We start from the raw sequence: 12442 nt of genomic DNA, 5'->3' as shown, positions 1-12442 counted from the left end.
CGCAGACGCGGGCGTTCGTTTGATTCGGCTTCGTCGATGCAGGACCGGCGTGGCTATCGGGCCAAATGATAACAGCTCGCATTTGGATTTGTGCAGCCGATCGTTGACGGAGATCAACCACGCGCATACATCCACCTCGCTAAGCTGCATGCACGCCTCAGCAAGGATCCCCCACATGGCGTCACCCGCCCTGCCCGCGCTGCTTGACGACGCGCACGCGTTTTCGCTGCAGATCATCAGCCTGTCTGCTGAACTGTGGAGTGGCGATGTGCGCGAGGTCAGCCTGCCGGGCAGCGAGGGACGCTTCGGTGTGATGGCCCAGCACGCACCGTTGCTGAGCACGCTGCGCGAAGGCATGGTGTCGGTGTACCCGGTCGCGCCCGAGCCGCCGCTGCATGTGTACGTGTCGGGCGGCTACGTGGAGGTGCAGCCCGGCAAGGTGATCGTGCTGGCCGACCTGGCGCTGCGCAGCGACGACCTCGACCACGCCCGTGCGCAGGCCGCGCGCGACGCCGCCAGCTCGCCCATGGCGCAGGAATTCACCGACGCCGACTACGCCCGGCTGCATGCCGAACTGATGCACCAGCGCAACCTGCAGTTGCGCGGCCTGCCCTGGAAATAGGACGCGGCTGACTGCGGCATTTGGTCATCTCTTGCGCCTCATCGCCACAACATATGATGTTGACGATGACGCAGACCCACACTATGTTGTGTTTATCGGCTCCCCGCTTCCGCCAGGCCCGGTTCTGCGTCACGTCGCTGTTGGCCCCCTCTGCGGCCCGGCGTGACACCCCGAACGGACGCTGGAAGTAGATGGAATGACGATGCGCACTGAAGACACCGCTGCCGCGATGGACACCCTCATGTCCCTCGAACCGGCCACCCCCGCCAACGATGGCGAACTGTGGATCACCAAGGAAGCCGGCAACCGCCGCATGCTGTTCGACGCGGCGCGGCTGGAGCGCGGATTGCGCGGCGTGCATGCCGAGTTCCCCACGCTCGACCTGGCCGACTACCTGCGCGCGGTGCTGGCGCTGGTGCATCGCCGCAGCCAGATCAGCGCCGATGAGCTGGTGGACCTGATGGTGCGTGAAGCCGAGTCACGCATCGACGTGGTGGCGCCCGACTGGGAGCACTTCGCCGCGCGCCTGTACCTGCGCCGCCTGTACAAGCGCGCCAGCCGGAACCGTTTCTACGATGCCGCGCTGAAGTACGGCTCCTATGTGGGCCTGCAGGAGAGCCTGGCCGACCGCAACGTCTACTCGATCGACATCCTCAAGGCCTACTCCAAGGAAGAACTGGAGGAGGCCGGCAGCATGATCGACCCGGACCGTGACCGCCTGTTCGCCTACAACGGCCTGTACCTGCTGGCCACGCGCTACCTGGCCACCGACCAGTCGCGCGGCGTGTTCGAGCTGCCACAGGAACGCTGGCTGACCATCGCGCTGTACCTCATGCAGAACGAACACCTGCACGGCGACCGCTCGCGCACGCGGCGCATGCTGCTGGTGCGCGAGGCCTACTGGGCGCTCTCCCACCTGTACATGACCGTGGCCACCCCAACCCTGGCCAATGCCGGCAAGATCGGCGGGCAACTGTCGTCATGCTTCATCGACACCGTGGACGACAGCCTGCAGGGCATCTACGACTCCAACACCGACGTGGCCCGCGTGTCCAAACACGGCGGCGGCGTGGGCGCCTACCTGGGCTATGTGCGCTCGGCCGGCGCGCCGATCCGCGGCGTGGCCAATTCCTCCGGCGGCGTGGTGCCGTGGATCAAGCAGCTCAACAACACCGCCGTCAGCGTCGACCAGCTCGGCCAGCGCAAGGGCGCCATCGCGGTGTACCTGGACGTGTGGCACCGCGACATCGAGAACTTCCTGGACCTGCGCCTGAACAACGGCGACCAGCGCCTGCGCGCGCACGACGTGTTCACCTCCGTGTGCCTGCCGGACCTGTTCATGGAAGCCGTGGAGCGCCGTGGCGACTGGTATCTGTTCGACCCGCACGAGGTGCACCGCATCAAGGGCTGGTACCTGCAGGACTTCCATGACGAGCAGCGCGGCCAGGGCAGCTTCCGCACCCGCTACGCCGAGGTCGTGGCCGACGAGCGGATCAGCCGCCGCACGCTCAAGGCCATCGACCTGTTCAAGCGGATCATGGTGAGCCAGCTGGAAACCGGCAACCCCTTCATGTTCTACCGCGATGAAGTGAACCGGAAGAACCCCAACAAGCATGCCGGCACGGTGTACTCCAGCAACCTGTGCACCGAGATCCTGCAGAACATGAGCCCCACCCGCATGATCCAGGAGATGATCAGCGGCGACCAGATCGTGACCACGCGCCAGGCCGGCGACTTCGTGGTCTGCAACCTGTCCTCGATCAACCTGGGGCGTGCGGTCACCGCCGCGCCGGACCTGCTGCAGACCGACGTGCTGGAGCGACTGGTGCCGATCCAGGTGCGCATGCTCGACAATGTGATCGATCTCAACCAACTGCCGGTGCCGCAGGCCACCATCACCAACCGCAAGTACCGCGCCATCGGGCTGGGCACGTTCGGCTGGCACCACCTGCTCGCCCTGCAGCAGATCGCATGGAACGACGCGCAGGCCGAGGACTACGCCGATACGCTGTACGAGCGGATCAACTACCTGGCCATCCAGGCCAGCATGCAGTTGGCGCAGGAAAAGGGCCGCTACAGCGCCTTCCTCGGCAGCGACTGGCACAACGGCGAGTACTTCCGTGCCCGCGGCTACGACAGCCCCGCCTGGCAGGAACTGGCCGCCCAGGTCGGCGTGCATGGCCTGCGCAATGGCTGGCTGCTGGCGGTGGCGCCGAACATGAGCACGGCGCAGATTGCCGGGTCCAGCGCCTCCATCGACCCGGTGTACGGCGCGTTCTACTACGAAGAGAAGAAGGACTTCCGTCGGCCGGTCGCGGCGCCGGGGCTGTCGCTGGAGACCTACCCCTATTACGAGAAGGGCGCGTACCGGCTGGACCAGTTCGCCAGCATCCGCCAGAACGCGCGCCGCCAGCGGCATGTGGACCAGTCGATCAGCTTCAACCTGTATGTGCCGAGCACGATCCGGGCGAGCACCTTGTTGGCCTTGCATATGAGTGCGTGGAAGGAAGGGTTGAAGACCACGTATTACGTGCGGTCGAACGATATCGATATCGACGAGTGCGAATGGTGTGGGAGTTAGCACGTCGCCGGTAGCGCCGGCCGTTGGCCGGCCCACGCAATCCTGATTCCCCCTTTTGACGGACACCCCCATGGCAACCCCACTCGAACGCATCAAGATCCTCGAGCCCCGCTACCCCAACCGCTCCACCGGCATCATCAACGGCCGCACCAGCGGCATCCTGAACTGGAACGACATTCCCTACCCGTCCTTCTATCGGGCATACAAGGAGCTGTCGACCAACTTCTGGATCCCCGACGAGGTCGACATGAAGGGCGACGCGCGCCAATACGGCGAACTGTCGGCGCGCGAGAAGAATGCCTACGATTCCATCATCGGCCTGCTGGCCACGCTGGATTCGCCTCAGACCCGCTTCATCTACAACGTGGCCGAGTACATCACCGACCCGGCCGCGCACGCCAACGCGGCGATCATCGGCCAGCAGGAAGTGATCCACAACGAGAGCTACAGTTACGTGCTGGCCTCGATTGCCGGGCTGGCCGACCAGAACCGCGTGTTCGAACTGGCCCGCACCCACCCCACCATCCTGGCCCGCAACGCGCCGATCATGCAGTCCTACGATGACTTCATGCGCGAGAAGACCGCCGAGACCCTGATCCGCGCCCTGATCCAGTCGTCGATCCTGGAAGGCATCAACTTCTATTCCGGGTTCGCCTTCTTCTACAACCTGGTGCGGCAGAACCGCATGACCGGCACCGGCAAGATCATCAGCTTCATCAACCGTGACGAGCTCGCCCACACCAAGTTCATCAGCGAGCTGATCCGCGCCATCGTCGGCGAGAACCAGCAGCTGCAGGGCGATCAGCTCACCGCCTACGTGCACGACGCCTTTGAGCATGCGATCGCGCTGGAGACCCGCTGGACCGGCGAAGTGCTGGACGGCATCGACGGCATCGACGTGGACGAGATGATCCGCTACGTGAAGTACCGCGCCAACAAGATGGCCGGCATGCTGGGCATCGAGAAGCTGTACGGCGACGCCAACGCCAACGTCATGCCATGGATCAAGGCCTACGCCGACAATTTCACCGAGACCAAGACCGACTTCTTCGAGATGCGCAACGCCAGCTACAAGAAGACCAATTCGGACAACGGCTTCGACGACCTGTAAACGGGAGTGGCCCATGCACATCCTGCTGCCCTATGCCTCGCTGAGCGGCAATACCCGCGAGCTGGCGTGCCTGGTCGCGGCACGCTGCCAGGCCGGCGGCCACACCACGCGGCTGCTGGACGTCGAAGATCCGCAGGCGGCCGAGGCGGTACTACAACCGCATGACCGGCTGCTGCTCGGCTGCTGGACCGACAACGCCGGGCGTACCCCGGCCGAGATGAAGCGGTTTGTGGCCCTGCTGCGCGACAGCGCCGGCCCGCCGCGGCCGGACCAGGTCGCGGTGTTCGGCACCGGCGAAACCCAGTGGGGGCTGGAGTACTACTGCGGCGCCGCGCATCGGCTGGCGCGCTACTTCGGCTCGCCCTACCCCGTGCTGGAGATCGAGCAGATGCCGCTTGGCAGCGACGATGCCCTGGCCATCCAGCAGTGGACCGACACCGTACTGCTTCCCATCGAGACACCTTGCCCATGCTGACCCTGTACGCCGAATCGCCCGAGCACTACCACGCCCTGCTCGGTGCCCACCCGGACCTGCTGGTGGACTTCCACAAGGACAACTGCCCTGGCTGCAGAATGCTGGAGATGTCGCTGGCCGCCTTCGCCGCCACGCCCCAGGCCGAGGGACTGGTGCTGCTCAAGGTGAAGCTGGAGGACGTGGGCGAGGCCTTCTTCCGCGCGCTGGGCCTGCGGCAGACCCCAACGCTCAGCGTCGTTCGCGGGGGTCACGAAATCGCGCGCCTGCCCGGCTTCCAGTCGCCCGAACACATCGCCGCCGCCGTTGCACGGCGCTGACGGAGCGAAATGCGTCGTTCACACCGGCTCTACATAGGCGTGCCCATGCTGAACAGGCACGGCTGAGTGTGACGTATGCAACATGTTGCATGGTTCAGGGCAGGTCGCAATCGGACTATTCCGATCCTGCCCGGGACCTTGGTACTACGTTGTGGTGCTACGGGGGTCTACCGGTCCATTAGTTTCGTTTCGGAGTCCAGCCATGAACCTCACGTCCACGTGCGGCCGTCGCCGCATGCTGTCTGCTGCCATCGCGCTCACCCTGGCCTCGCTGCCGCTCGCCGCCACTGCTGGTACCCTCACCGGCCCCGGCAGCACCCACACGGTCAACCCCGGCGACGCCCGTGAACTGTGGACCGTGGAAGACGGCGCGGAACTCACCATCGCCCCCGGCGGTGCCACCGGCGGCATCCAGGTCGACAACGCCAGCGTCATCGGCACCGGCGTGGACATGACCGGCCTGTTCGGCATCCGCGTCGCCAACAGCGGCACCGCCACCCTCAGCGGCGGCCAGATGACCTTCACCTCCACCACCAGCGATGCCGGCAGCGTCTCGGCGGGCGCCAGCATGCGCATCGACGCGATGACCGTCAGCTCGGCCGGCCGCGGGTTTGCCGCCACCGGCGCAGGCAGCGAACTGGTCCTGGGCAACACCACCCTCACCACCGGCGGCGAAGCGCTGCAGGTCAGCGATGGCGCGCGGCTGGTGCTCGACACGGTCACGGCCAGCTCCAACGGCAGCGCCGGCGGCGCGCTGGGCTATGCGCTGGACATGGACGGTGGCAGCGCCGAAATACGCAACAGCACACTGTCGGGCACCACCGCCGGGATCCGCATGGATGACGGCAGCCTGCTGATGACCGGCTCGGACGTCTCGTCCATCCGCACGGGCCTGGTCCTCAGCGCCACGCCGAACGGCAGCCCATCCGCACCGGTTGCCGACGTGCGCGACTCCCGCATCCTGGCCGCCAACGGCGCCAGCGTGGGCCGCAATGCCACGCTGACCGCCACCGGCACGCGCATCCGCGGTGACGCCAGCCTGGGCGGCGGCACCGCCAGCGGCATCGGCGTGGCGCTCAGCGATGGCAGCTTCACCGCCCTGCAGGGCAGCAGCATCGAAGGCAGCACCAGCGCCATCAGCTTGACCGGCAGCGCCGCCGGCAGCAATACCGTCGGTATCAGCGCGTCCAACGTGCTGTCCGATACCGGCCCGGCCATCAGCATGCAGCTGGGCGGCAATGCCAACATCACCGTACGCGACGGCGCGCGCGTGCAAGGCGGCAACGGCGTCGCGCTGGATGTAGGTGCGCTGGCCACCGCCAACCTGGAGGTGGCCGGTTCCCAGATCATCGGCGACATCGTCGGGCGCACCCAGGGCACCAACAACCGTGCGACGGTCAATGTGAGCCTCACCGACGGCGCCACGCTGCAGGGCGCCATCGTCAACGGCACCGACGTGCAGCTGGACGGCGCCGGCTGGTTGCTGACCGGCGACAGTTCGATGCAGCAGCTCAGCGTGGGCGGCGGCGCGGTGATCGAGTTCGGCGACGGCAGCGCCTTCCACACGTTGCAGGTCACCGGTGACTACACCGGCGCAGGCGGCACCCTGGTCTTCAACACGGTGCTGGCCGGCGATGACGCCGCGTCGGACAAGCTGGTGATCGGCGGCGACAGCAGCGGCCAGACCAATGTCAGGGTCAACAACGTGGGTGGCGTGGGCGCACTGACCAGCCAGGGCATCGAGCTGATCGACATCGCCGGTGCGTCCAACGGCACCTTCGACCTGAGCGGGCGCGCGGTCGGCGGCATCTATGAGTACTTCCTGTTCAAGGACGCCGGCAACGGCAACTGGTACCTGCGCTCCGCGCTCGAGCAGGTGCCCAGCCTGCCCGACCAGTGCGTCATCGACCCGCAGCTGCCGCAGTGCGTGGACCCGCCGACGCCGGAACCCGAACCCGAGCCGGTCCCGGTGCTGCGCCCCGAACCGGGCGCCTACCTGGCCAACCTGCAGGCGGCCGAGGGCATGTTCCGGCTCGGCTATCACGAGCGTGAGGCCGGCCAGAACGGCGGCCGCGCCTGGGCCCGCGTGGACGGCTCGCGCAATAGTTTCGACGCCGACAGCCGCCAGCTCGATGTGCACGGCAGCAGCCAGGTGCTGAGCGTGGGCACTTCACTGCTGCGCACGCCGCAGGGCAGCGGCGTGGGGGTGATGCTCTCCAGCGGCAACGCCAGCAGCACCTCGACCAGCGAGCTCACCGGCTACTCGGCACGCGGCAAGGTCCGCGGCACCGCGCTGGGCGTCTACGGCACCTGGCGTGGCGGCGGCAACGGCGATCCCTACGGTGGCTTCTACCTGGACGGTTCTCTGCAGCACGCCCGCTTCAGCAACCGGGTGGAAGGCACGGCACTGGCCACCGAGCGCTATGACAGCCGCGCGTGGCAGGGCGCGCTGGAAGTGGGCCATGCCTTCCGCATCGGCCGTTCGGGCAGCGCCAGCATGCTGTTCGTGGAGCCGCAGCTGCAGGTCGGTTACACCCGCTGGAATGACGTGCAGCACACCGAACAGAACGGCACGGTGATGACCAACGACGACGCCAACGGCGTCTTCGGCCGGGTCGGTGTGCGTGTCTCCGGGGTCACCCGCTGGGAGGGTTCGGCCGCAACGGTGCAGCCGTACATCGCCGCGCATTGGCTGCGCACCGGTGCGGATGCGCGCGTGCTCATGGACGACGAACGCGTCGATGCGCGCATCCCGCGCGACCGCGCCGAAGTCAGCGCGGGCGCATCGATCACCTTCGCCGGCGGCCTGGGCGCCTGGGCCGGCCTGGCCCTGCAGCAAGGAAACGGTTACCACCAGCGCACCGCGCAACTAGGAATGAGTTACAAATGGTGAGACCGTTCAACGCGCCGACAACAACCCGCGCCGCTTGAACCACCACTCCAGCGGCAGCGTCACCAGCGGCGGCACGGCGGCGAGCAATGCCAACCCTGCCGCCCACCACGGCCAGCGCAGCTTCACCGCGGCCAGTACGGTGACCACCACGTAGACCATGAAGGCCACGCCATGCACCGGTCCGAACAGCGCCACACCGGCGCTGGTCGGCTCGGCCGCGTGGTATTTGAAGTACATGCCGACCAGCAGGCCGGCCCAGGTGAACGCTTCGAACAGGGCCACAACGGCAAACACACGACCCATCGGATGCATCGGAACAGTAGCGCGCAAGACGATCTCGGCAACGGCGGCAAGGCCGGCCATCATACCGGCTTGCCGCGAATGCAACGCGTTCGCAGTCAGACGAACATGCCGCCCGACGCTTCAACACGCTGCGCGTTGATCCAGCCGGTCTGCGGCGACAGCAGCGCCACCACCACCGGGCCGATGTCATCCGGCTTGCCCGCGCGTCCGAGCGCCGTATTGCCCGCCACCATCGCATTGATCTTCTCGTCGTCGCGCACATGCCCGCCGCCGAAATCGGTTTCGATCGCGCCCGGTGCCAGCGTGTTGGCGCTGATACCGCGCGCACCCAGTTCCTTGGCCAGGTAGCGGCTGAAGACCTCGATGCCGCCCTTCATCATCGCGTAGGCCGAACTGCCCGGCAGCGCGAAACGTGCGAGGCCGCTGGAGACGTTGAGAATGCGGCCGCCATCGGCGATCAGCGGCAGCAGCGCCTGGGTGAGGAAGTACGGGCCCTTCAGGTGTACCGCGACCAGGTGGTCGAAGGCGGCCGGCGTGGTGTCGGCGATCGCGGCGTAATGGCCCTCGCCTGCGTTGTTGAACACCCCCTGCAGTCCGCTCACATTCCAGGCCTGCAGCTGCGCCTGCACCGCCGCGGCGAACGCGGCGAAGCCGTTGCTGTCGGCCATGTCCAGCGGCAGTGCCGCCGCACGCCGGCCCAGTGCCTCGATCGCGGCGACAACGGCGTTGGCGGCGTCGGCCTGGTTGCGGTACGTCAGGAGGATGTCCGCGCCATCGGCGGCCAGCGCCAACGCGGCGTTGCGGCCCAGGCCACGGCTGCCGCCGGTGATCAGTACGGTACGTTGCGAAGCGGTCATGACGGTGTCCTCGTTGGGGGTGGAACCAGACTATTGATATTGCAGGGCGACATAAATCGCGCGATCCTGATTTGACTGTCCAAACCACGCGAACAATCCATGGATCGTCTCGACCAGTTGCGCAGCTTCCTGCGGGTTGCCGAACTCGGCTCCTTCACTGCCGCCGCCGACCAGCTCGGCCTGCCCAAGGCCAGCGTATCGCTGGCCGTGCAGCGGCTGGAGGCCGAGGTGGGCGTGCAGCTCCTGCACCGCACCACCCGCCGGGTGCAGCTCAGCGCCGATGGCACCCAGTTCCAGCAGCGCGCCCGCGACCTGCTCGACGACATGGAAGAACTGCAGGGCATGTTCCGCCGCGACACCGGCCAGCTCAAGGGCCGGCTGCGCGTGGACATGTCCAGCGGCCTGGCGCGTCAGCTGGTGGTGCCGCACCTGCCCGCGTTCCTGGACCGCCACCCGGGGTTGGAGATCGAACTGAGCGGCACCGACCGTCGCGTCGATCTGGTCCGCGAAGGCTTCGACTGCGTGCTGCGGGTCGGCCCGCTGGACGACAACACCCTGGTGGCGCGACCGCTGGGCGTGATGCACATCGTCAACTGCGCCAGTCCCAGCTATCTGGCCGCGCACGGGGTGCCGCAGACGCTGGACGACCTGGCCGCGCACGCGCTGATCCACTACGTGGGCACGCTGGGCCAGCGTTCGCCGGGCTTCGAGTACCGCGACGGCCAGGACTACCGCAGCGTGCCCATGCGCGGCGCGGTGACCGTCAACAGCGGCGAGGCCTACAGTGCCGCCGCGCTGGCGGGGCTGGGCATCATCCAGGTGCCGCGGCTGGGCGCCCGCCAGGCGTTGGCGGCCGGCACCCTGATCGAGGTGCTGCCGCAGTGCGTGGCCGAGCCCATGCCGGTCACCCTGCTCTACGCCCAGCGGCGGCACCTGCCGCGGCGGGCGGCGGCATTCATGGACTGGGTGGCGGCCCTGCTGGTGCCGGAGCTGCAGCGCCTCGACTGAGTCGCGCGCATTCAGGCACTGGCGTGCACATACACGCACATCACATGTACACTTCGGCACACGAAGCCGCACCTTCCTGCACGACTGTGCACGATTGGCGGCCCTGCACCAACTGTCGAGACATGCCATGACCCCCGATACCCTGCCCCGCGAACGCCAACAGACCATCCTGCGCCTGCTGCGCGAACAGGGCCGTGTGTTCTCGGCGCAGCTGGCCGTGCAGATGGCGGTCTCCGAAGACTCCATCCGCCGCGACCTGCGCGACCTGGCCAGCCAGGGCCTGTGCCGCAAGGTGCACGGCGGCGCATTGCCCGCCGCACCGGCCTTCCCGCCGCTGCCCGCACGCCATGCCCAGCAGGCCGCACAGAAGCACGCCCTGGCCGTCGCGGCGGCGGCGCAGGTGCGGCCGGGCGAGTGCCTCCTGCTCGACGCTGGTTCCACCAACAGCGCCATCGCCGCCTGCCTGCCCGTGCAGCAGGGCCTGCATGTGATCACCAATGCGCCGGACATCGCGCTGGCACTGCTCGAGCGGGGCGGCATCGAGGTCAGCCTGATCGGCGGGCGGCTGGATCCCCGCGCGGGCGCCTGCATCGGCGCGCAGGCACTGGAGGCGGTCGGCAACTTGCGTGCCGACCTGTGCTTCATCGGCACCTGCGCGGTGGATGCCGACGCAGGTCTGTGGGCCATCGATGGCGAAGAGGCCCCGTTCAAGCGTGCGCTGCTGGCGGCCAGCAACCGCTGCATCGCAGTGGCCACCAACGACAAACTCGGTACGCAGGCGGCCTACCGCGTGGGCGGGCTCGAGCAGATCGACCTGCTGGTGATCGAACACGACGCCCCGGACGCGCAGGTACAGGCGTTCCAGCAGCGCGGCGTCGACATCCTGCGCGCCGCGCAGCACTGAGGCCGCTCCGATGACGATCACCACCCTGCCCGCCCGCGCCGCGCGTGCCGAACAACACGCCACCCGTGCCGCCTTCTTCCTGCCCGGCTTCGCCACGGCGGCCTGGGCGCCGCTGGTGCCCTTCGCCAAGACCCGCACCGGGTTGGATGAGGGTACGCTGGGGCTGGTGCTGCTGTGCCTGGGCGCAGGCTCACTGCTGGCCATGCCGCTGGCGGGCGTGCTCGCCGCACGCTACGGCTGCCGCGCCGTGATGATCGGCACACTGTTGATGGTGATGGCCAGCCTGCCGCTGCTGGCCATTGCGCCTACGCCGTGGACGCTGGGGCTGGCGCTGTTCGTGTTCGGCGCGGGCGTGGGCGCCTGCGATTGCACGATGAACATCCAGGCGGTGATGGTGGAGCGCGACAGTGGCCGCCCGATGATGTCCGGCTTCCACGCCTTCTACAGCATCGGCGGTGCGGTGGGCGCGGCGGCGATGACCGCGCTGCTGGCGCTGCGCCTGCCACCGCTGTGGGTGTGCGTGCTGGCATCGGCCACCATGGTGGTGGTGCTCGGTCTATCCGTGCGCTACTGGCGGCGCGACCGTGCGCCGAGCGGCGCGCCGGTATTCGCGGTGCCACATGGCGTGGTGCTGGCGATCGGCGTGCTGTGCTTCGTCGCCTTCCTCGCCGAAGGCGCCATGCTCGACTGGAGCGCGGTGTTCCTGCACGAAGTACAGCAGGTGCCACCGGACCGTGCGGGGTTGGGCTTCATGACCTTCGCCATTGCCATGACCGTGACCCGCCTGGTCGGCGACGGCGTGGTGGCCAGGCTGGGTCGCCTGCGCGCGATCCTGCTGGGCAGCATCGTGGCCGCCGCCGGCTTCGGCGTCGCCACCTTCGCCGGCGCGCTGCTGCCGGCGCTGGTGGGTTATGCGCTGATCGGGCTGGGCTGCGCCAACATCGTGCCGGCGCTGTTCTCCATGGCGGGCAACCAGAAGGCGATGCCGGAGAGCCTGGCGATTCCGGCGATCACTACCCTGGGGTATGCCGGCGTGTTGGCTGGCCCGGCGTTGATCGGGTTTGTGGCGCAGGGGAGCAGTCTGGTGGTTGCGTTCTGCGCCGTGGCCGTCGCGTTGCTGCTGGTGGGGGTGAGCGCGAGGTGGGTGCGCGCGTGACGCCCGTTGCGCGCGTAGTGCCACGCCATGCGTGGCTGCTCTCCGTTCCGGGGTCATGAACGCTGACGGATGTCTTCGGTCGGGTCCAAACGTCGGGTGGATGTCGAGCGCCGCGTTGGCGCGACGTTGGACGCTTGTGCCGCGCTGCGCGCGGCGGCCGGGCAGAGCCCGGCGCTACGAATTGTTACGTGCGCAGGACGATGGCGTTGGAAAGC

General features: G+C 67.9%; 11 protein-coding genes. 9 read left to right on the top strand and 2 right to left on the bottom strand.

What is annotated here, in order from left to right:
* Nucleotides 1–175: 175 nt before the first annotated feature.
* The 6 genes from atpC (at nucleotide 176) to ACREPD_RS12340 (ending at nucleotide 7999) form a co-directional block, all read left to right on the top strand.
* Nucleotides 176–622, top strand: coding sequence for an ATP synthase F1 subunit epsilon (gene atpC, locus ACREPD_RS12365; protein ID WP_431599616.1), 447 nt, complete (start codon nucleotides 176–178; stop codon nucleotides 620–622).
* A 229-nt stretch (nucleotides 623–851) separates the two neighbouring features.
* Nucleotides 852–3203 (top strand): ribonucleoside-diphosphate reductase subunit alpha, encoded by a 2352-nt coding sequence (locus ACREPD_RS12360; RefSeq protein ID WP_431599638.1) that lies wholly within the window; start codon nucleotides 852–854, stop codon nucleotides 3201–3203.
* A 70-nt stretch (nucleotides 3204–3273) separates the two neighbouring features.
* Complete coding sequence (locus ACREPD_RS12355) at nucleotides 3274–4314, top strand: ribonucleotide-diphosphate reductase subunit beta (RefSeq protein ID WP_431599615.1); 1041 nt, start codon at nucleotides 3274–3276, stop codon at nucleotides 4312–4314.
* A gap of 13 nt (nucleotides 4315–4327) precedes the next feature.
* Complete coding sequence (locus ACREPD_RS12350; RefSeq protein ID WP_431599614.1) at nucleotides 4328–4789, top strand: flavodoxin; 462 nt, start codon at nucleotides 4328–4330, stop codon at nucleotides 4787–4789.
* A complete protein-coding gene (locus ACREPD_RS12345) occupies nucleotides 4783–5106 on the top strand; it encodes a thioredoxin family protein (protein WP_431599613.1) in 324 nt (107 codons plus the stop codon). The genes ACREPD_RS12350 and ACREPD_RS12345 overlap by 7 nt, the downstream gene beginning before the upstream one ends.
* A gap of 202 nt (nucleotides 5107–5308) precedes the next feature.
* Nucleotides 5309–7999 (top strand): autotransporter outer membrane beta-barrel domain-containing protein, encoded by a 2691-nt coding sequence (locus ACREPD_RS12340; protein ID WP_431599612.1) that lies wholly within the window; start codon nucleotides 5309–5311, stop codon nucleotides 7997–7999.
* Nucleotides 8000–8005: 6 nt separating this feature from the next.
* On the opposite strand, the gene ACREPD_RS12335 is transcribed toward ACREPD_RS12340, so the two are convergent.
* Together ACREPD_RS12335 and ACREPD_RS12330 are read right to left on the bottom strand one after the other, a co-directional pair.
* Nucleotides 8006–8311, bottom strand: a complete 306-nt coding sequence (locus ACREPD_RS12335) for a DUF3817 domain-containing protein (protein ID WP_421567473.1) — start codon at nucleotides 8309–8311, stop codon at nucleotides 8006–8008.
* 86 nt (nucleotides 8312–8397) lie between these two features.
* On the bottom strand, nucleotides 8398–9159 hold the full coding sequence (locus ACREPD_RS12330; protein WP_431599611.1) for an SDR family NAD(P)-dependent oxidoreductase: 762 nt from the start codon (nucleotides 9157–9159) through the stop codon (nucleotides 8398–8400).
* Nucleotides 9160–9258: 99 nt separating this feature from the next.
* Between ACREPD_RS12330 and ACREPD_RS12325 the strand changes: the two genes are divergently transcribed.
* The 3 genes from ACREPD_RS12325 to ACREPD_RS12315 all read left to right on the top strand — a co-directional run bounded on the left by ACREPD_RS12325 (nucleotide 9259) and on the right by ACREPD_RS12315 (nucleotide 12227).
* The gene (locus ACREPD_RS12325) at nucleotides 9259–10167 is read left to right on the top strand and encodes a LysR family transcriptional regulator (protein ID WP_431599610.1); all 909 of its coding nucleotides are present in this window, start codon (nucleotides 9259–9261) and stop codon (nucleotides 10165–10167) included.
* Between the two features lie 127 nt (nucleotides 10168–10294).
* On the top strand, nucleotides 10295–11071 hold the full coding sequence (locus tag ACREPD_RS12320) for a DeoR/GlpR family DNA-binding transcription regulator (RefSeq protein WP_431599609.1): 777 nt from the start codon (nucleotides 10295–10297) through the stop codon (nucleotides 11069–11071).
* 10 nt (nucleotides 11072–11081) lie between these two features.
* Nucleotides 11082–12227 (top strand): MFS transporter, encoded by a 1146-nt coding sequence (locus ACREPD_RS12315; RefSeq protein ID WP_431599608.1) that lies wholly within the window; start codon nucleotides 11082–11084, stop codon nucleotides 12225–12227.
* Nucleotides 12228–12442 lie beyond the last annotated feature (215 nt).

The organism is Stenotrophomonas sp. (assembly GCF_050737075.1).
In the GTDB taxonomy this organism is placed as follows: domain Bacteria; phylum Pseudomonadota; class Gammaproteobacteria; order Xanthomonadales; family Xanthomonadaceae; genus Stenotrophomonas.
This window is presented reverse-complemented; position numbering and strand designations above follow the sequence as displayed.

Excerpts from the sequence above, each read along its gene's own strand:
- atpC (WP_431599616.1), top strand. The coding sequence starts at position 176 with ATGGCGTCACCCGCCCTGCCCGCGCTGCTTGACGACGCGCACGCGTTT.
- ACREPD_RS12360 (WP_431599638.1), top strand. The coding sequence starts at position 852 with ATGGACACCCTCATGTCCCTCGAACCGGCCACCCCCGCCAACGATGGC.
- ACREPD_RS12355 (WP_431599615.1), top strand. The coding sequence starts at position 3,274 with ATGGCAACCCCACTCGAACGCATCAAGATCCTCGAGCCCCGCTACCCC.
- ACREPD_RS12350 (WP_431599614.1), top strand. The coding sequence starts at position 4,328 with ATGCACATCCTGCTGCCCTATGCCTCGCTGAGCGGCAATACCCGCGAG.
- ACREPD_RS12345 (WP_431599613.1), top strand. The coding sequence starts at position 4,783 with ATGCTGACCCTGTACGCCGAATCGCCCGAGCACTACCACGCCCTGCTC.
- ACREPD_RS12340 (WP_431599612.1), top strand. The coding sequence starts at position 5,309 with ATGAACCTCACGTCCACGTGCGGCCGTCGCCGCATGCTGTCTGCTGCC.
- ACREPD_RS12335 (WP_421567473.1), bottom strand. The coding sequence starts at position 8,311 with ATGCATCCGATGGGTCGTGTGTTTGCCGTTGTGGCCCTGTTCGAAGCG.
- ACREPD_RS12330 (WP_431599611.1), bottom strand. The coding sequence starts at position 9,159 with ATGACCGCTTCGCAACGTACCGTACTGATCACCGGCGGCAGCCGTGGC.
- ACREPD_RS12325 (WP_431599610.1), top strand. The coding sequence starts at position 9,259 with ATGGATCGTCTCGACCAGTTGCGCAGCTTCCTGCGGGTTGCCGAACTC.
- ACREPD_RS12320 (WP_431599609.1), top strand. The coding sequence starts at position 10,295 with ATGACCCCCGATACCCTGCCCCGCGAACGCCAACAGACCATCCTGCGC.
- ACREPD_RS12315 (WP_431599608.1), top strand. The coding sequence starts at position 11,082 with ATGACGATCACCACCCTGCCCGCCCGCGCCGCGCGTGCCGAACAACAC.